Below are 19747 nucleotides of genomic sequence, written 5' to 3' on the forward strand. Positions count from 1 at the left end.
GTTCACATTTAAATATAACAATAGAGGCAATAACCAGGTGTTTAACTTTTTAATTAACAAAATGGCTACTGCCTCTTGATGGGCTATTACTCTCTCAAGAGGGGAGCTTTGGAAACCTCAGGACCCTCTCCGAGAGACCCTGAGGGGACGAAAAATGAATGGAATGTAAGCGTGGACGCTTACTTCGGTTATAGTTCAAGGGAAGGACGCTTGAACTGGTGATATTTTAATTAAAAGAAATTGTCATTTCGATAAAGCAGAGGGGGTTGAGCGCAGGGGCGAAAGAGAAATCTTATACGGCATCCAGATTTGTAATGGATGTTGTAAAGTAGGGCGTATAAGATTTCTCCTCACGCAACCGCACATTCCCAATTGTTCGTCGAAATGACAGCCGGTTTTTGATTTTTACTATATTATGCTTAAAAAATCTATCATACTAATTGCCATAGCCTGTTTGTTCTTCGCATTTAAAAGCAATGAAACAACCATTCCGCGTTTAAGCATATCTACCAACCACCGCTATTTCATGGCCGGGCATAAGCCATTTTTTTGGCTGGGTGATACCGGCTGGTTACTGTTCTCTAAGCTGAAAAGGGAAGAGGCCGAGCAATACCTTGATGTCCGCAGCAAACAGGGTTTTAATGTGATTCAGGTAATGGTAGTGCACAGCATTAAAGAAACCAACGCCTACGGCGATTCAGCCTTAAGTAATAAAAATATCGCGTTACCAAAAACAACTCCCGGCAATACCTTTGGCAAAGGAAACGAATATGATTATTGGGACCATATTGATTGGATCATCACCAAAGCCGCCGAAAAAGGTTTATACGTAGCCCTGGTGCCGGTTTGGGGATCTGTTGTAAAAGAGAGTCATATCGGTGCGGAAAAGGCAAAAATTTACGCTGAGTTTTTAGCCAAAAGATACCGCGACAGTCCAAATGTGATCTGGATGAATGGCGGCGACATAGCAGGTTCTGATTCGTTGAATACCTGGAAGGCTATTGGTAATACTTTACATGATGTTGATGGCACACATCTGATAACTTACCATCCGCGCGGCCGCACACAATCATCAAAATGGTTTCATAATGAAAACTGGTTAAGCTTCAATTGCTTTCAATCCGGCCATCGTACTTATGCGCAGGATACTTCTAAAAAAGATTTAAGATACGGCGAAGATAACTGGCGTTATGTAGAAACAGACTATAATCTATCACCCATAAAACCAACGCTTGATGCGGAGCCATCGTATGAAAAAATCCCTTACGGATTACACGATACCAAGCTACCCCGTTGGGCAGCTGCCGATGTGAGGCGTTACGGCTACTGGTCGGTTTTTGCTGGAGGTTGCGGATATACGTATGGCGATAATGACGTGATGCAAATGCATAAGCCCACCGATAAAGACAGCGCTTATGGTTCCAAAGGATATTGGTATAATTCAATTAATGATCCGGGAGCAAAGCAGATGATTTATTTGAAAAAGCTGATGCTGTCACGCCCGTACCTTGATCGTGTACCTGATCAATCATTGATCGCCGGTAACAACGGCGTAAAGTACAACAGGCTGATCGCAACCCGCGGAAAAAGCTATGCTTTTGTTTATACCTATTCCGGCCGCGAGATCAATATCAACGCTGATAAACTGGAGGGCACGAAGCTGAAAGCATCATGGTTTAACCCGCGCAACGGGCAAACTACGGCTATCGGAACCTTCGCGAAAGCTAAAACAATAAAATTTAAGCCACCCGGCAAAGTATCAAATGGTAACGACTGGGTGCTCATTATTGACGCGATATAACAGTGAACAAAGGAATTAAACATATCACTTTACTATTTGCCATTGCGCTGGTGTTTTCATGCAAGGCCGGTAAAAGCGTGTACCTTTTTACGTCGTTTCACGAGCCGGCCAATGAAGGTTTGCGCTTTTTGTACAGTAATGATGCTTACCACTGGAATGCTATCGACCACATTTTCATTAAACCGGAAGTTGGCGATGCTAAGATCATGCGCGACCCATCCATAGTCCAGGGCCCCGACGGGGTTTACCATTTGGTGTGGACAACCGGCTGGAAAAACGACAAAGGCATAGGCTATGCCAGCTCGAGCGATCTGATCCATTGGTCGGCCGAAGAGCACATTGAGGTGATGGCTAATGAGCCCACCGCGGTGAATGCCTGGGCACCGGAGTTGTTTTATGACGAGGATAACAAATATTTCATCATTGTTTGGGCTTCAACCGTACCATTCCGCTTCCCGAAAGGGCACGAGGATGAAAATAACAATCACCGACTGTATTACACCACAACTAAAGATTTTAAAACTTTCAGCCCCTCACAGCTTTTCCTTGATCCGGGTTTTAGCGTAATTGATGCTGAGATCGTAAAGCGGGCCAAAAATGATTATGCACTGGTGATGAAGGATAATACCCGGCCTAACCGTAATATCCTCGTGGCCTTTAGTAATAATCCTCTGGGGCCTTATAGCAATTATACTCCGCGATTTACCGAACCTTTCAGTGAAGGCCCCAGCATGACCAAAGCCGGTGATAACTGGCTGATTTATTATGATTCGTACCGTTTAAAAAGATATGGCGCCATGCGTACAACCGACTTTAAAACTTTTACCGACCTGGCCGATAGCGTGAGCATACCGGTAGGGCACAAGCACGGCACCATATTTAAGGTTACCAAAAAACAGCTTGCGCAGCTTTTACAGGCAGCCGGGCAAACCAAAGCAGCTAAACATGAATAAGTTCATCAGCATATTGTTTTTTATATCGATGGCCGGGATAGCCAGTGCACAGGATACCGTGCATTACAGCGGCAATACGGTGGTCAATGTCGATTATCATCACGGGCAGTTAAGCCCGGTGATAGGCGTGCACAGCAAGCAGATATTCAGGGCTAACCGTGAACATCCGGAGCTTGCCGATGGGTTTGGTTTTACCTACAACCATGCGCCTATGCTGGCCTACTGGAACAATACTTTTTATGTAGAATACCTGAGCGATAAGGTAGGCGAAAGCCTGCCGCCAGGCCAAACCCTGCTCATGACCTCGAAAGATGGTGACGCATGGTCAAAACCTACAGTAGTTTTTCCTAAATATAAAATACCTGATGGCACTACCAAAGAAGGACACCCAGGTATGGCGAAGGACCTGTATTCGGTAATGCACCAGCGTATGGGTTTTTATACTTCCAAATCAAAACGCTTACTGGTACTGGGCTTTTATGGGATTTGTTTGGATGGCCGTGATGATCCGAATGATGGCTTAGGTATTGGCCGTGTAGTGCGTGAAGTATTGCCAAACGGCGAATTCGGGCCGATTTATTTTATCCATTACAATCTAAAATGGAACGAAAATAATACCTCATTTCCTTTTTACAAAACCAGTAAGGATAAAGGTTTTGTACAGGCCTGCGATGAGCTGATGGCCAACCCACTGATGATGATGCAATGGGTGGAGGAAACCGACAGGAAAGATCCCTTAATTCCGCTGCATAAAGATTATAAAGCATTTAACTTTTATCACTTACCCGATGGCCGCGTGGTTGGCTTATGGAAATACGCGCTTACCGCTATCAGTACTGATAACGGCAAAACCTGGCCAGCAAATGCCGCCCGCGCGCCGCGTTTTGTAACCGCCAACGCCAAGATCTGGGGACAGCGCACATCCGACGGTAAATACGCTACGGTTTATAATCCTTCGGAGTTTCGCTGGCCGCTGGCTCTGTCAGTTAGTAAAGACGGATTGGATTATACTAATCTGTTGTTAGTTAACGGCGAGATCACCACCATGCGTTATGGCGGCGCTTATAAATCATACGGGCCACAATATACACGCGGCATTGAAGAGGGGAATGGCACCCCGCCCGATGGTAAGCTTTGGGTTACTTACAGCATGAACAAGGAGGATATCTGGGTATCGTCCATCCCGGTGCCGGTTACCGAAAAAGCGGATGCGCATGCCAATGAGGTCTTTAACGAACTGCCAGTTGGTAAGGAATTGGAAAAATGGAATACTTACAGCCCGCAATGGGCTCCTGCCGCTATCGACAAGTCACCTGATGGCGAACGAGCCCTAACCCTAAAAGACAGCGACCCATTTGATTTTGCCAAAGCAGAACGTGTTGTGCCTGTTTCTAAAAAATTAATGACCGATTTCACCATCACTGCAGGGCAAAACAATGCAGGTATGCTGGATATTGAATTTCAGGATGAAAAAGGTATTGCTGCTATCAGGCTTACGCTTGATTCTGCCGGTCAGTTCAGGACCAAGGCCGGCTATCGCAACAAAAATTTCATGAAATATGAGGCCGGTACGCAATATCATATTGTGATAAAGCTAAATACTGATACCCGCTTTTACACCGTGAATGTTAACGGCAAAGATGTGCTTACAGGCCTGTTTTTTGCCCCGGTGCTAAGCGTAAACCGGATAGTGTTCCGTACCGGGGATATCAGAAGGTTCCCGGATGCTGATACGCCTACCGATCAGGATTTCGACCGGCCAAACGCCGGGGAAGCCGCGAAACAAGCTGTTTTCTATATCAAATCATTTAAAACAAGTAATTACTAATGCTACTGCGCCTGATAAAATATTGTTGGTTGACGATCTGCCTGCTTAGTTCTGGGATTGCCGGCGCGCAGGTTGTTTTGCCTAAAATATTGGGCAACAATATGGTATTGCAGCGTAATGCACCTGTGCCTGTTTGGGGTACCGCATTGCCGGGTGAAAAGGTTACTGTAAAGTTTAATAGCCAAACAAAAACAACTATAGTCGATGCCTCAGGCAAATGGATAGTAAAGCTTGATGCGATGCCCGCATCAGCCAAACCCGCAACGCTGACCATATCAGGAAAAAACACTATCCAACTGCAAAATATACTGGTTGGCGAGGTATGGCTTTGTTCGGGCCAATCAAACATGCAGTATGAAATGCGCAAGAATAGCAAAGTGAAAAAGCCGGATACCAGTACGACAAATTCGCCTGTTGATGAGCTGGACCGCGCGCATAACCCACAGATCAGGATCTTCCTGGTTACGCAGAAAAATATGTTGAAGCCAGATTCTACCCATTCGGGATGGAGTGTGGCCGAAGATTCGGCTTTGAGGGCTTTTTCGGCGGCGGGGTATTTCTTCGCTAAAAACCTGCAGCATGATCTGAAAGTGCCGGTAGGTATTATTTCATCGGCAGTAAGCGGCAGCAGGATTGAGCCCTGGGTATCGCAGGAAGGTTTTGATGCCATCCCATATTTCAAGGCCAACAATATTAAGATTGATGGCGATCCAGGTAAGTTTTATGCCAAAATGATTGAGCCTGTCGCTCCGTTTGCGCTAAAAGGTTTTTTATGGTACCAGGGTGAAAGTGCCTGTTTTTTAGGCGAAACCATCAGCTATACTTACAAAATGGAAGCGCTGATCAATAACTGGCGTAAGCTTTGGGGCGATAAAACATTGCCGTTTTATTACGTGCAGATAGCGCCCTATTACTATACCCATGGAAAAGGCCCTGTAACCTATACTCAGTTTACAGAGCCCGAATTGCGCGAGGCCCAGGCTGCAGCCCTGCAGATCCCGCATACAGGCATGATCATCACTACCGATCTGAACGATGACCTTAAAAATATTCACCCGCCATTTAAATGGGAGGTAGGCAGGAGGCTTGAACTACAGGCGCTTGCCAATACCTACAAACAACGGGTAGTTTTTTCGGGCCCCGTGTATAAAAACATGAAAATAAATGGCGACAAGATCATCCTTGAGTTTGATCACGTAGGTGCCGGCTTGGTAAGCCATGACGGTAAACCACTTACTGATTTCACCATTGCCGGTGCCGACGGAAATTTTGTCGCGGCAAATGCAGCAATAAAAGGGAATACGGTTGAAGTATCGGCCGAATCGGTTGCTAAACCTGCAGCCGCACGTTTTGCCTGGTCAGAGGCTGCTCAACCTAATTTTTATAATAAAGATGGTTTGCCTGCTGTTCCCTTCCGCACGGATAACCCGTTGAAATTTACTTTAACTGCTAACTGAATATACTAATGAGATCTGCCTGCTTTAAAATATGGATTGCTTTGCTGTTTGTCATCAACTGGTCGGTAAGCCATGCCCAGGAAACACAAAAGCTATTCCTGTCGGGTACAGGGAGCGACCATACTGTAAACTGGCAGTTTTATTGCACCGCGGGCAACAATTCAGGCAAATGGACAACCATTCCGGTGCCGTCAAACTGGGAGTTTCAGGGTTTTGGTATGTACAATTACGGTCTTGCTAAGGATAGTTTAAGAGGCAAGGAGCAAGGGCTTTATAAATACGAGTTTAACATGCCGACATCATGGCAGGGCAAGGCTGTCAATATTGTTTTTGATGGCTCCATGACCGACACCGAGGTGAAGCTGAACGGCAAATCCGCCGGGGCAATTCACCAGGGATCATTTTACCGTTTCAAATATGATGTAAGCGCTTTGCTTAACTACGGCAAATCCAATCTGCTGGAAGTAACGGTATCTAAACACTCTGCCAATGCATCAGTAAACGCAGCCGAACGTAAAGGTGATTTCTGGATCTTCGGCGGCATTTTTAGGCCGGTGTTCTTGGAGGCTGCCCCTAAATCGCATATCAGCTATTTTGCTGTTGATGCCAAAGCTAACGGTAATTTAAAAGCACAATTGCGATTGGCATCTGTAAAAAGCGGCACGGTAACAGGGCAGGTGTATACCATGGCAGGGCAAAAGTTTGGTGTTCCTTTTTCCGTAAAAGTTAATGGAGGCGATACCGTTGCTAATATCAGCACGAATATTGTTTCACCAAAATTATGGTCGCCGGAGTTTCCTAACCTGTACAATGTGGTATTTACGCTGAATGAAAATGGTAAGCCCGTTCATATCGTAAAGCAACGCATCGGCTTCCGTACGGTTGAGCTGAGGGAACACGATGGCATTTATGTAAATAACGCTAAGATCAAATTTAAGGGCGTAAACCGTCATTCGTTTTGGCCAACTACGGGCAGGGCCTTAAATAAAAAAGTAAGTATCGGGGATGTTCAACTCATGAAAGATATGAACATGAACGCGGTGCGGATGTCGCACTACCCGCCCGATGATCATTTCCTGGACGTATGCGATTCATTAGGTCTTTTTGTACTGGACGAGCTTACCGGCTGGCACCACGCCTATGACGACGTGGTTGGTTCGAAATTAACTAAAGAAATGATCGAAAAAGATATCAATCATCCATCCATTGTGATCTGGGATAATGGTAACGAAGGTGGTTTTAATTTCAACCTCGATCATTGGTTTGATGAATTGGATATTCAAAAACGTCCCTTGATCCATCCCTGGGGCATCTTCCGCGGAACAAATACACAACACTATATTAATTATGACTACGGCACCAATACAGGTATCAACGGTCACGATATATTTTTCCCGACCGAGTTTTTACACGGCTTGTACGATGGCGGCGGCGGTGCTGGGCTGGATGATTTCTGGAAACAGATGTGGCACACCCCGATTTCGGCAGGTGGTTTTATCTGGGATTTTGCTGATGAAGCTGTGGTTCGCACAGATAAAAACGGCGAGTTGGACAGCGATGGTGACCATGGCCCCGACGGCATTGTAGGCCCTTACCACGAAAAGGAAGGCAGCTATTATGCTATTAAAGAAATCTGGAGCCCGGTTTACCTCGAACCCCGCGAAATAACGCCCGCGTTCAACGGTACACTGCGTTTAGAGAATAGATATTCCTATACAAATCTTAAACAATGTACATTCAGCTATAAGCTGACAACGCTCAATGGCACTGCTTCAACAAGTAAAACCGGTACTATAGCTTCGCCGGATGTTGAGCCCGGACAGTATGGGAACCTGCAGTTACAGTTGCCTAAAGACTGGCAAAATTATGATGTGCTATATGTTTCAGCTTTTGACGTAAATAAGCATGAGCTGTTTACCTGGAGTTTTCCGGTAAGTAACCATGATAAGATCACAAACCGAATTATTACAAAAACAGGTGGAAGTAAAGCTGTAATTACCGAGACCGATTCGCTGTACAAAGTAAAAACCGGCAACGGGATCGAGCTGGCGTTTAACCGTAATTCGGGCATATTGGTTAGTGTGAAAAATGCTAAAGGTGATATTCGTTTTAACAACGGGCCTGTTTTGATTGAAGGGCAAGATCAAACGGGTTTTGAAAAGCTCACCTATCATTATGAATTTGATAATCTGGTGGTTGAAGCAGTATTCCCGCCCAAAAAATCTGAACCGTTATTGAAGTGGACTATCTACCCATCGGGCTGGGTGCAGCTTGATGTTAAATACTGGCCAATAGGGGAGGATGCTACATTAATGGGCATTAATTTCTCCTTCCCCGAAAAAGATATTAAAGGCATTACCTATATGGGTGATGGCCCTTACCGGGTGTGGAAAAACCGCATGAAAGGTACATCACTGGGCGTATGGGATAAAACCTACAATAATACTATAACCGGGCAGGGTAAAGTTGTTTACCCGGAATTTAAGGGCTATTACTCCAACCTGTACTGGATGAAACTGCAAACTACCGGGCAGCCGGTAACTATTGTATGCAATAGCCGGGATGTGTTTATGCGCCTGTTTACTCCGGCTAATCCCAAAAATGTATACAACACGGCCCCGGCTTTCCCATCGGGTGATATCTCGTTTATGCATGGCATAACGCCGATAGGCACCAAATCACAAAAGCCTGAAAAACTGGGTCCGGGTGGACAAAAGAACCAATATTTTAATTACGACAGGAATATAGAAGACGCGCTTTCGCTGAACCTGTATTTCGACTTTTCGGGTAAATAATTGATGAAAGGGTTAGTCACACATATCGGTTTGGCTGTGGTGGTTATTCTAACTTGCCTGGGCAATTGCTATGCAGACGCGCGTATCGGTTTACAAAACCTGAAATGCGAAATGCTGAACAATCCTTTGGGGATTGGCACCGCTAAACCCCGGCTAAGCTGGCAGATTACCAGCGATACACGGAATACCAACCAGGTAGCCTATCAAATTTTAGTAGCCTCAACTCCCGAAAAACTAACAGCAAACCAAGGTGACCTGTGGGATTCGCACAAAGTGAATTCAACTGAAACCATCATGGTCAACTATGCGGGCAAACCGTTGAGCAGTCGCGCCGAATGTTATTGGAAGGTTAGGGTATGGACAAATAACGGTACAAGCATATGGAGCCAATCGGCTAAATGGAGCGTGGGCCTTTTGAACCCGGCAGATTGGAAAGCAAAATGGATAGGTTATGACCGTGGGTTTGCCTGGGATAGTGTTTCCAAATTTTCCCGGCTTTCGGCAAGGTATTATCGCCGTGGGTTTAGTTTAAATAAAACGATCAAACGCGGCACTGCTTATATAGTTGGTTTGGGTCATTATGAGTTATATATTAACGGACATGCTATCGGCGATCAGGTTTTGGCTGAAGCACCTACTGACTATACGCAGTCAGTTAAGTACAACACCTTTGATGTTACAGATCGTCTGAAACAGGGCGATAATGCCATTGGAACGGTATTGGGCAACGGCCGCTATTTTACCATGCGACCAAAATATAAGCCTAAAAAGATCAAAGAATTTGGGTTCCCCAAAATGTTGCTACAACTGGAAGTTGAGTATACCGACGGATCAAAGCAAACTATCATAAGCGATAACAACTGGCATTTTACAGCCGATGGCCCCATCCGCACCAATAACGAGTACGATGGCGAGGAATATGACGCCACCAAAGAGTTTCCGGGATGGAACAGTGCGGGTTTTGACGACAGCCAATGGCTTATAGCCGAGCTGGTGCCGGCTCCCGGTGGCAAGCTTGACGCGCAGATGAATGAACCGATCAGTGTGATGGATACCATTAAACCTGTCAGTATCAGTCAGCTTAAAAAAGATGTATGGATATTGGATCTGGGCCAAAATATGGCAGGCTGGTTGCAGATGCGGGTAAAAGGAAACCGGGGGGATAAAGTAACACTTCGTTATGCAGAGACACTGCAGCCCAATAATGAACTTTATGTAGCTAACCTACGTGATGCCAAAGTAACCGATGTGTATACGCTTAAAGGCGGGGCGGAAGAATTATGGCACCCGGTATTTGTGTATCATGGTTTCAGATATGTGGAGATCAGCGGTTATCCAGGTAAGCCCGAGTTGGCTGATTTTGAAGGACAGGTGGTTTACGATGCCTTGCCAACCATCGGCCATTTTGAAACATCTAACGCTATCGTCAATAAGATTTATCATAACGCTTATTGGGGGATCCTGAGCAATTACAAAGGGATGCCGGTTGATTGCCCGCAGCGTAACGAGCGGATGCCATGGCTTGGCGACAGGGCGGTGGGCTCGCTTGGTGAAAGCTTTGTATTTGCTAATAGTAATTTCTACGTCAAATGGCTGGATGATATCGCACAGTCGCAAAGGCCGGATGGAGCCATCCCCGATGTAGCGCCCGCTTACTGGAATTATTACAGCGATAACATGACCTGGCCCGGTACTTATATCCTGGTGGCCGATATGCTTTACCGTCAGTTTGCCGATAAAGCGCCGATTGAAAAGCATTACGCCTCCATGAAAAAATGGATGGATTACATGAGGGTCAAATACATGAAAAATACCATCGTCACCAAAGATAAATATGGCGACTGGTGTGTACCGCCCGAATCGTTAGAGCTGATCCACGCCAAAGATTCATCATTGAATACTGATGGACAACTGATTGCCACAGCCTATTATTATCATTTATGCGGGTTGATGGAAAAGTTCGCGACAATGCTGCATAAACCTGCTGATGCGCAGTTTTTTGCTGCCGCTAAGCAGACTGTAGGCAAGGCATTTAACGATAAGTACTTTGATAAAACCACATCAAAATACGGCAACAATACAGTCACCGCCAACCTGCTGCCATTGTATTTCGGGATCACGCTATCTGCCAATAAACAAGCTGTATTTAAAAATGTAGTAGCTAAGATCAACGAGGCCCATGACCATATCAGCACCGGCGTTATCGGTACACAATGGCTTATGCGTGGCCTTACCGAATTTGGCCGCCCAGATCTGGCCTGGAAAATTGCATCTAACACCACTTACCCAAGTTGGGGCTACATGGCCGAAAGGGGCGCTACTACCATCTGGGAGTTATGGAACGGCGACACCGCTAACCCGGCAATGAATTCCCGTAACCATATCATGCTTCTGGGCGATCTGATTGCCTGGTTTTATCAGGACATAGCGGGGATAAAAACAGTTAATGCCGGTTTTAAGCAACTGGTGATGCAACCGGCGGTTATCAAAGGGCTGGATAGAGTCAATGCCTCGTACCAAACAGCTTATGGTCTTGTGAAAAGCAGTTATAACAATACTACGAGCAGTTTTAACTGGCATGTTGCCATACCGCCAAACAGTTCGGCACTGGTTTATGTGCCTGCAAAAGCTATGGATGAAGTAACCGAGGGCGGGAAGAAAATATCCATTATAAAATATATTAAACCGGTTAAAATAGAAAACGGGAAAGTGGTGCTCAGCATTGGTTCTGGCGATTATGATTTTGAAGTAAAATATTAAAGCAACATTGATATGAAAAAATTAAATAGGACGGGTGCAATGCTGATAGCTTTACTATCGCTGTCGGGCACATTGAAAGCCCAGGAACAACAGGCAGCTAAAGCAGTTGCATCTCCCGAAGCACAGGCCAAAGCCGATGCCGAAGTGGAAAAAAAAGCTACGGATTGGGTTGCCTCATTATCGCTTACTGATACTGCAAAGGCTACCCGCGTAAAAAATGTAATAGCAACGCATCTCAAAGCCATCCGCGACTGGAATAACAGTCATTCGTACGAGTCAGTACCGGCAGGTATTGATCCGGCTACGGGTAAAACTTTGAGCACCATGGACAGGCAGGTCATCATAAACTCTTCGCTGCCAAAATCGGTACACGAAAACCTGATGACCGGTTTGCGTAAAGACCTCACCGAAGAACAGGTTGAAGCCGTACTTGATAAATACACCATCGGCAAAGTGGCCTTTACGCTGGCGGGTTATAAATCTATCATCCCCGACCTGACTCCTGTTGAAGAAGCGACAATCCTCGCTAATCTGAAGCAAGCCCGTGAACAGGCTGTCGACTTTAAAAATATCAAACAGGTATCGGCCATTTTTGAGATCTACAAAACCAAAAACGAGCAATACCTCAACAGTAACGGCCGTAACTGGCACAAGCTATACGGCGATTATACCAAAGCCATCATCGCAAAAAAAGCTGCTGATAAAGCAGCAAAGGATAAGGCTGCCACTCAAAAATAATTGTACTATGCTAAGAAAGATCTTGTTCGCCGGTGCAGTAAGCTGCTTATTTATAATCAACGCCTTTGCCCAAAATCCATGGCGCAAGGGGATTGTGAAGGATGAGTTTATATACGATAAAGCGCCATACCCGGAATGCCATGCAGCAACTATAGCCGAAACCCCGACCGGCCTTGTTGCCTCATGGTTTGGGGGCACCAAAGAGCGCAATCCCGATGTATGTATCTGGGTGAGCCGTTTTGTTAATGGCAAATGGACAGAGGGTATCAACGTAGCCAACGGCATCCAGAACGATACTTTACGCTATGCCTGCTGGAACCCGGTGTTGTACCAGGTGCCCAAAGGCGAATTACAGCTTTACTACAAAATAGGCCCAAGCCCGGCAAAATGGAAGGGTTTTATAAAAACATCTAAAGATGGCGGCATCACCTGGTCGGAGCAAAAGGCTTTGCCCGATGGCTTTTTAGGGCCGATCAAAAACAAACCGGTACTGCTTAAAAACGGCACGCTGTTAAGTCCGGTAAGTACCGAAGGCAAAGCCTGGCAGGTGCATTTTGAAGCCACCAAAGATTTCGGCAAAAACTGGACAATGATAGGCCCAATCAGCGATGGTAAAGATTTGAAAGCCATACAACCCAGTATTTTAACTTATAAAGATGGCCGGCTGCAGGCCCTTTGCCGCAGTCAGAACAGGGCGATATTAAGCACATGGTCTAAGGATGGCGGACAAACCTGGTCGCCTTTGGAAAAGACCAGTCTGCCCAATAACAATTCCGGTACCGATGCTGTGACTTTGAAAGATGGCCGTCAGTTATTGGTTTATAACCACGTTTTGCCGCCAGGAAACCTGGCTAAAGGAGCCCGTACGCCTTTGAACGTAGCTGTTTCTAAAGATGGTGTGACCTGGTACGCAGCGTCGATCCTGGAGGATTCACCTATCAGCCAGTATTCTTATCCATCGGTCATCCAAACTTCGGATGGGATGGTGCATGTGGTTTATACCTGGCGCAGGCAAAAGATAAAACATGTGGTTATTGATCCTTCAAAATTAGAGATGGAGGAAATAAAGGATGGTATTTGGCCAAAGGTGGATGGTTATACGCCGCCGGTACCGGTTGGGGAGACTAAGGATTTGTAAGTGAAATAGACTCTGAGGGGCAAAAAAAGCGTCATGCCGAACTTGTTTCGGCACCCCACAGGACAGGTAGTCGATTTGCTTAGCATGATCGCTTAGCGAGTGGGGTGCTGAAACAAGTTACCCATGACCATGATTTGGTTAATTGTTTCAATGTAGAGACGCATAATTGCGTCTCTCGTAGGACAAGCCGGCTAAAAGGGGGGAACGCTTGATTTGCATGCGGGAGACGCAATTATGCGTCTCTACAAAATAAATAAAACAATGAAAAAACTGATCTATATACTGGTAACCTGCCTCATCGCCATGAGTTTCACTGCCCATGCGCAGCAAACTACCGATGCCATGTACAGGAAAACCCTGAAGGAGGTGCTTGATGAAGTGCAGGACAAATATCATGTAAAGATCAAATACACCGCTGCTCAGGTTGAGGGTAAATGGGTTAACTATGCCCAATGGCGTTTCAGGCCCAATGTGGATACGACCCTGGCCAACGTTCTTACCCCGCTTGATCTGAAGGTGAATAAAGAAGCTCCCGGCAGGTATAAGCTCAAAGAATATGAATACTTCCGCTGGTCGGTAAGCGACGGCTGGAAGGAGCTTGACAGGATAACCTCCCAATACCACGACCGTGATACCTGGGAACAACGCAAAGCCATGTTAAAACCTGAGCTTTATAAAGCTTTAGAATTATCGCCTCTGCCTGCTAAACCAGCTTCAAAACCAATCATCACCCCCAAAAGGGTTTTTGACGGTTATACAGTTGAAAATATCGCCATTGAAATACTGCCCGGTTTGTACATCAATGGTTCGTTGTATAAACCGCTGAAAATTAAAGGTAAGATCCCGGTGGTACTAAGTCCGGATGGGCATTGGGAGCACCAGCGTTACCGTGCCGATTGCCAGATCCGTTGTGCATCGCTTGCGCGGATGGGGACGATGGCTTACAGTTACGACCTTTTTGCCTGGGGCGAATCTTTGCTGCAATTTAAGGATGAGGATCACCGCCGCAGCCTGGCGCAAACTATCCAGGCACTTGGCGCTATCCGGATCCTGGATTATGTGCTTTCGCTTAAGGAAACCGACCCTGAGCGGGTAGGGATCAGCGGCGGATCGGGTGGAGGGAGCCATACCGTTTTAATGACCGCCATGGATGACCGGATCAAGCTTAGCGCTCCGGTGGTGTCGGTGTCGTCATATTTTTATGGAGGATGCCCTTGCGAAAGCGGAATGCCTATCCATCAATGCGGCAACGGAACAGATAATGTAGAATTGGCCGCTATGGCTGCACCGCGGCCGCAATTGCTGATCTCCGACGGGCAGGACTGGACCGCTAATATGCCCGAGCATGATTTTCCTTACCTACAAAAGATCTATGGCTATTATGGGGTTACAAACAAAGTAGAGAATGTACACTTGCCCAATGAAGGCCATGATTTCGGTCCGTCAAAAAGGGCTGCGTTGTATGCTTTCGTAGCTAAAAATTTCCACTTGGATCTTAATAAAATTAAAGACAGCAGCGGCAATTTCGATGATAATAAAGTCACCATTGAAAAAGAACCTGCCATGTATGTATTTGGCAATAAGGGCGAAAAACTCCCTGCCAATGCCATAAAAGGTTTTGATCAGTTAGAGAAAGTATTTGAGCAGGCCACAAAAAAATAAGTTATGAAAAATAGGTTGATATTAAGTTTATGGATAGTGATAATGGTATGCACCCTCTTTATTCCTGCAATGGCTCAAACCTCATCAAAGCAGCGCTACAAAGTAGCGGTAGTTGATTTGATGATCCTTAAACGGCAAAAGTTGGGTGCATTTCAACTGGCTAAGGAGATTGGTGCAGATGGCGTAGAAGTAGATATGGGGGGGCTTGGTGATCGCGAAACTTTTGATAACCAGCTGGCTAATGATTCAATCAGAAAAGTGTTTTTAAGCAAGGCGAAAGAACTAAGACTGGAAATTCCGTCCATGGGCATGACCGGCTTTTTCGCCCAATCATTTGCCGAACGGCCAACCGCAATTAAAGCGGCTACCGATTGTATCAACACCATGAAACAAATGGGTGTTAAAATTGGCTTTTTACCGATGGGGATCAAAGGCGATCTCGTGAAATTTCCTGAATTGCGCCCGGCTATTGTTTCCCGCCTGAAAGAGGTAGCTAAAATAGCCGAAAAGGCAGGTGTAATAATAGGTATTGAAACGGCGCTGGATGCCAAAAGTGAATTGCAGCTATTGAAAGATATAGGCTCGCCGGCCATCAAAAGCTATTTCAATTTTGAAAACGCCATCAGAAACGGCCGCGACCTGGATAAGGAGCTTCAAATATTGGGTAAAAAATACATCATTCAGATCCATTGTACAAATGATGATGGCGTTTGGCTGCAAAATGACCCTAAAATCAATTTGGAACATGTAAAAGCCACTTTAGATAAAATGGGTTGGACAGGCTGGTTAGTGATTGAACGCTCGCGCGATGCCAAAGACCCACGGAACGTTAAGTGGAATTTCAGCGCCAATACCTCATACGTAAAATCAATTTTTCAGGCTAAGTAATTAACGTAAATGAATATCCGCCGCATAGTTGTTTTGATATTGCTGTTAAATGTTATTTTGACAGGTAGCCTCTTTGCGGCCGAAATCTGGGTAGCACCTAAAGGCTCCGATACCAACACGGGCACCCGCGAGCAACCGCTGGCAACCTTAGCGATGGCCATCAGGAAAGCCCGTGAACTGAGGCGGTTAAACGATCCATCAATAAAAAGCGGTATTCATATCAAAGTCGCGGCCGGACTTTACAGGTTAGATGAACCATTATTTATCCGCCCGGAAGATTCAGGTACTGCTGATAGTCCAACCATTATAGAGGGTGAGGGCATTGGTAAAACTGTTTTAAGTGGTGGCATTAAGGTAAGTGGATGGCGTAAAGTAAATTATGCCATCCCCGGTTTGCCGGCAGAAGCTAAAGGCAATGTTTGGGTTGCCGACGGGCCCATTATAGGCGATGAGCCATTACAATTCAGACAACTATGGGTGAATGATGAAAAGGCTGTTCGCACCCGGGATACCGAAGCTCCGCTCATGAACCGCATCCTTTCCTGGGATCATAAAACCCAAACCTGTGTAATCCCATGGTCTGCTTCAGCCGATACCGCTCACCTTAAGGGTTTGGAGATGTTTATTCACCAGTGGTGGGCTATAGCCATTTTGAGGGTTAAAGCAGTTAAGGTAATGGGGGACAGCGCGAGCTTATCATTTTATCAACCCGAAAGCCGCATCCAGTCAGAGCACCCCTGGCCAGCGCCCTGGATCTCCAAAAAAAAGGGTAACTCAGCGTTTTATCTCAGCAATGCTATCAGCTTTTTGAACAAGCCCGGCGAGTGGTTTCACGACCGGAAGGCTAATAAAATTTATTACATCTCTCGCAAAGGCGAAGATCTGCAAACAGCTACGGTAACCGTTCCGCAATTGGAAACCCTGGTTAAAATGCAGGGCTCTATCGATGCAACGGTTAGCTACTTCAGCTTTAAAAATATCAGCTTTGAACACAGCAGCTGGCTTCACCCGTCAAAAGAAGGTTTGGTGCCGCATCAGGCCGGGATGTACATGGTGGATGCCTACAAATTGAAAACTCCCGGCACACCGGATAAAAAGGGATTGGAAAACCAGGCATGGGTAGGTAGACCAAAGGCAGCGGTTGAGGTGGCTTACGCGTCGCATATTACCTTCGATGGTTGCGGTTTTGAACATATGGCTTCGACTGGCTTGGATTTTCAGCGCAGTACACACCATGATGTGGTTAAAGGCAGCCTCTTTAAAGACATTGGGGGGACTGCTGTACTTGACGGCGTTTATTCCGACGAGGCACAGGAAGTTCATCTGCCCTACAATCCAACTGATAAACGGGAGATCTGTACCAACGATACCATCACCAATAATTTAATTACCGATGCAACCAATGAAGACTGGGGTTGTGTTGGCATAGGCGCGGGCTATGTTAAAGGTATCAGCATAACACATAATGAGGTTTGCGAAGTAAACTACTCCGGCATCAGTATGGGCTGGGGATGGACTAAGACTATTAACGCCATGAGCGATAACCGCATCATAGCCAATAAAATCCACCATTACGCCCGCAATATGTATGATGTGGCGGCCATCTACACGCTATCGGCACAGCCCGGCTCGGTTATCAGCAATAATTACGTGGATAGCATTTACAAAGCACCTTACGCACATGACCCACAGCATTGGTTTTACCTGTATACCGATGAGGGATCGTCATACATAACCATCAAAAATAACTGGTGCCCGGCAGATAAATTCCTGAAAAATGCCAACGGTCCCGGTAATGTTTGGGAAAATAACGGTCCGCAGGTTGATGCAGCCGTAAAGCAATCAGCAGGTATAGAACGGCCTTATCAGTATCTGTTTCAATATCGTCATGTAAACCGGGGTAACTGGCCCATCAATCATAAAACAGAATGAAAATATATAAAGCATATATAGTTTGGTTTACGGTGATTTTATTATTGCCTGCATTTCATGTAAAGGCAGCTTCAAATCCTTATACTATTGTTGAAGTGACTGGTCCGCAGGGTAAGCAACTCGACTACGCCCCGTTGTTGCATATTGCCCGCAAGCAGGGATTACCGGCTTCGGCGGTTTACGGTTGGGGTAACCATCTCATTGTTTATGGCAAGCATTTAAATTCAGCATCTATCCAAAAAAGCGCTCGGGCAGCATACCCTTCGTGCCAGATTACGGTTTATAGTAATCCATTTTATGATTTCGACCGCAGGCTTCGTTGTGGTGGTAAGAGCATTGCCAAACAATGGGACAACATTATACTAACAGCAAACCTTGTTGCCGATGAGCACCTGCAACAGGAATATATCGATTATCACGCCACGCAGTTTAAAAACTGGCCCGAAGTTTCTAAAGGTTTCTGCAATGCCGGCTTTCAGCAATTACTGGTGTTCAGAAACGGGCGCCGCCTGATGCTGGTGATCAGTATCCCGAAAGGAAAAAAGCTTGAGGAACTCAATCCTAAAACTATCGAAAATAATCCGCGGGTAAACGATTGGAACAGGCTGATGAAGAAATACCAGGAAGGTGTTCCCGGTACCCGGAAAGGTGAGGTATGGGTATTTTTTAAACAGGTAACGGACAATAGCGACATTAAAAGATCATTATAAAATGAAAATAGGAATATTAGGATTAGGCGAAGGGCGCAGCACCATGTCGGCAGTATTGAAAAGCGATATGCTTGAACTAAAAATGGTATGCGATATGAATATTGAAATGTGCAAACACCGCGCGGAGGAGTTTAACTTTCATAACTATACCACCAGCTACCAGGATATGCTCAATGATGCCGAAATAGATATCATTGCCATTTATACGCCCGATCACTTGCATGCTGAACACGTTAAGCTGGCTTTATTGCACGGCAAACATGTGGTATGTACCAAGCCTTTTATCGATGATTTGAGTAAAGCTGCCGAACTGCTCGAACTGGTTGAGCAAAGCGGTAAGAAAGTATTTGTAGGTCAAAGCTCGCGCTTTTTTGAGCCGATGAAAAAGCAGCGTAAAGATTACGAGGCTGGTTTAATAGGGGATTTGATTACTGTGGAGGCCTATTACCATGCCGATCATCGCTGGTTTTTAGAGAAACCATGGTCGCTACAACAAGCCTTTAAGTGGCTATACGGCGGCTTAAGTCACCCGGTTGATTTTATTCGCTGGTATTTGCCGGAGATCGAGGAGGTGATGGGCTATGGCATGCTAAGTGCTAACGGTGCCAAAGGCGGTTTGAAGAACCCGGATACCATGCACTTTATTTTCAAAGCTAAGGACGGCCGCATTGCCCGGGTAAGTGGTTGTTACACTGGTCCGGTGCAACCCGCTACCCGCGACAGCGAAATGAGCTGTATTTTACGCGGTACTGAAGGATGCAGCCAGGGCGATTACATGGACCTGCGTTATGCAATTACCGATAATACCGGCGAAGAACGCATCATTACCTGGGAACATAAACTGAAACACTATTTCAGGTTTGAGGGCAAAAGCCATCATGCCGGGGAGTATCAAAATTACCTCGAATACTTTGCCGATAGCATCACCGAAGGCTATACCGCTTATCCCGATATTAAAGAAGGTATTGGAACTATCGCCTTGCTTCAGGCTATGGATCGGTCATTACAAAGCGGTAAACCCGTAAAAGTTGATGAGATCCTGACCGAGTTTAATTTAACCGTAAATGAGTTAAGCGCATGATATT

General features: G+C 45.8%; 13 protein-coding genes. All 13 read left to right on the top strand.

Annotated elements, in window-relative coordinates; translation table 11 throughout:
* Positions 1-415 precede the first annotated feature (415 nt).
* Positions 416-1801 carry a glycoside hydrolase family 140 protein gene (locus tag BLS28_RS03595; protein WP_091162949.1) on the top strand — a complete coding sequence of 462 codons (1386 nt, stop codon included), beginning with the start codon at positions 416-418 and terminating at the stop codon, positions 1799-1801.
* Between the two features lie 2 nt (positions 1802-1803).
* Positions 1804-2754, top strand: a complete 951-nt coding sequence (locus tag BLS28_RS03600) for a glycoside hydrolase family 43 protein (RefSeq protein WP_256337336.1) — start codon at positions 1804-1806, stop codon at positions 2752-2754.
* Entirely contained in the window at positions 2747-4582 is a 1836-nt protein-coding gene (locus BLS28_RS03605) for a sialidase/neuraminidase family protein (RefSeq protein WP_091162950.1), read from the top strand. Before BLS28_RS03600 ends, BLS28_RS03605 begins: the two co-directional genes overlap by 8 nt.
* Entirely contained in the window at positions 4582-6039 is a 1458-nt protein-coding gene (locus BLS28_RS03610; protein WP_256337337.1) for a sialate O-acetylesterase, read from the top strand. The genes BLS28_RS03605 and BLS28_RS03610 overlap by 1 nt, the downstream gene beginning before the upstream one ends.
* Before the next feature lie 8 nt (positions 6040-6047).
* On the top strand, positions 6048-8834 hold the full coding sequence (locus tag BLS28_RS03615) for a glycoside hydrolase family 2 protein (protein WP_091162951.1): 2787 nt from the start codon (positions 6048-6050) through the stop codon (positions 8832-8834).
* Between the two features lie 3 nt (positions 8835-8837).
* Complete coding sequence (locus BLS28_RS03620; RefSeq protein WP_091162952.1) at positions 8838-11594, top strand: alpha-L-rhamnosidase; 2757 nt, start codon at positions 8838-8840, stop codon at positions 11592-11594.
* A gap of 12 nt (positions 11595-11606) precedes the next feature.
* Positions 11607-12332, top strand: a complete 726-nt coding sequence (locus tag BLS28_RS03625) for a DUF3826 domain-containing protein (RefSeq protein ID WP_256337338.1) — start codon at positions 11607-11609, stop codon at positions 12330-12332.
* Positions 12333-12339: 7 nt separating this feature from the next.
* Positions 12340-13470 carry a sialidase family protein gene (locus tag BLS28_RS03630; protein ID WP_091162953.1) on the top strand — a complete coding sequence of 377 codons (1131 nt, stop codon included), beginning with the start codon at positions 12340-12342 and terminating at the stop codon, positions 13468-13470.
* A 261-nt stretch (positions 13471-13731) separates the two neighbouring features.
* The gene (locus BLS28_RS03635; RefSeq protein WP_143020687.1) at positions 13732-15132 is read left to right on the top strand and encodes an alpha/beta hydrolase family protein; all 1401 of its coding nucleotides are present in this window, start codon (positions 13732-13734) and stop codon (positions 15130-15132) included.
* Between the two features lie 3 nt (positions 15133-15135).
* The gene (locus BLS28_RS03640; protein WP_091162954.1) at positions 15136-16020 is read left to right on the top strand and encodes a sugar phosphate isomerase/epimerase family protein; all 885 of its coding nucleotides are present in this window, start codon (positions 15136-15138) and stop codon (positions 16018-16020) included.
* 9 nt (positions 16021-16029) lie between these two features.
* Positions 16030-17952: a hypothetical protein gene (locus BLS28_RS03645; RefSeq protein WP_091162955.1), complete on the top strand. Its 1923-nt coding sequence runs from the start codon at positions 16030-16032 to the stop codon at positions 17950-17952.
* Entirely contained in the window at positions 17949-18662 is a 714-nt protein-coding gene (locus BLS28_RS03650) for an L-rhamnose mutarotase (RefSeq protein WP_091162956.1), read from the top strand. The genes BLS28_RS03645 and BLS28_RS03650 overlap by 4 nt, the downstream gene beginning before the upstream one ends.
* Before the next feature lies 1 nt (position 18663).
* Entirely contained in the window at positions 18664-19743 is a 1080-nt protein-coding gene (locus BLS28_RS03655; RefSeq protein WP_091162957.1) for a Gfo/Idh/MocA family protein, read from the top strand.
* Positions 19744-19747 lie beyond the last annotated feature (4 nt).

The sequence above is a fragment of the Mucilaginibacter gossypii genome, from assembly GCF_900100945.1.
GTDB lineage: Bacteria > Bacteroidota > Bacteroidia > Sphingobacteriales > Sphingobacteriaceae > Mucilaginibacter > Mucilaginibacter gossypii.

What these genes read in the sequence shown, in the direction of transcription:
- BLS28_RS03655 (WP_091162957.1), top strand. Translation starts at nt 18,664, where the DNA reads ATGAAAATAGGAATATTAGGATTAGGCGAAGGGCGCAGCACCATGTCG.
- BLS28_RS03615 (WP_091162951.1), top strand. Translation starts at nt 6,048, where the DNA reads ATGAGATCTGCCTGCTTTAAAATATGGATTGCTTTGCTGTTTGTCATC.
- BLS28_RS03610 (WP_256337337.1), top strand. Translation starts at nt 4,582, where the DNA reads ATGCTACTGCGCCTGATAAAATATTGTTGGTTGACGATCTGCCTGCTT.
- BLS28_RS03640 (WP_091162954.1), top strand. Translation starts at nt 15,136, where the DNA reads ATGAAAAATAGGTTGATATTAAGTTTATGGATAGTGATAATGGTATGC.
- BLS28_RS03645 (WP_091162955.1), top strand. Translation starts at nt 16,030, where the DNA reads ATGAATATCCGCCGCATAGTTGTTTTGATATTGCTGTTAAATGTTATT.
- BLS28_RS03650 (WP_091162956.1), top strand. Translation starts at nt 17,949, where the DNA reads ATGAAAATATATAAAGCATATATAGTTTGGTTTACGGTGATTTTATTA.
- BLS28_RS03595 (WP_091162949.1), top strand. Translation starts at nt 416, where the DNA reads ATGCTTAAAAAATCTATCATACTAATTGCCATAGCCTGTTTGTTCTTC.
- BLS28_RS03635 (WP_143020687.1), top strand. Translation starts at nt 13,732, where the DNA reads ATGAAAAAACTGATCTATATACTGGTAACCTGCCTCATCGCCATGAGT.
- BLS28_RS03630 (WP_091162953.1), top strand. Translation starts at nt 12,340, where the DNA reads ATGCTAAGAAAGATCTTGTTCGCCGGTGCAGTAAGCTGCTTATTTATA.
- BLS28_RS03625 (WP_256337338.1), top strand. Translation starts at nt 11,607, where the DNA reads ATGAAAAAATTAAATAGGACGGGTGCAATGCTGATAGCTTTACTATCG.
- BLS28_RS03605 (WP_091162950.1), top strand. Translation starts at nt 2,747, where the DNA reads ATGAATAAGTTCATCAGCATATTGTTTTTTATATCGATGGCCGGGATA.
- BLS28_RS03620 (WP_091162952.1), top strand. Translation starts at nt 8,838, where the DNA reads ATGAAAGGGTTAGTCACACATATCGGTTTGGCTGTGGTGGTTATTCTA.